We start from the raw sequence: 249 nt of genomic DNA on the forward strand, positions 1-249 counted from the left end.
ACTAGCTCAGTTGGTAGAGCGCAACCTTGCCAAGGTTGAGGTCACGAGTTCGAGCCTCGTGTGCCGCTCCAATTTCTTCACCAAAAGAAATTGATATAAGTTTCAAGTGGAAAGTTGAAAGCACCAAGCTATTCAAACTTGTAACTTGAATCTTGTAACTAGAAACTATTTAATGCGGCACTAGCTCAGTTGGTAGAGCGCAACCTTGCCAAGGTTGAGGTCACGAGTTCGAGCCTCGTGTGCCGCTCC

At 46.6% G+C, this 249-nt stretch carries 1 tRNA gene; it reads left to right on the top strand.

What is annotated here, in order from left to right:
* Positions 1-174 precede the first annotated feature (174 nt).
* Positions 175-247 (top strand) — tRNA-Gly (locus EXT43_RS20585).
* Positions 248-249: the final 2 nt, after the last annotated feature.

The organism is Pseudoalteromonas sp. CO109Y, from assembly GCF_004208935.1.
GTDB classification, from domain to species: Bacteria; Pseudomonadota; Gammaproteobacteria; order Enterobacterales; family Alteromonadaceae; genus Pseudoalteromonas; species Pseudoalteromonas shioyasakiensis.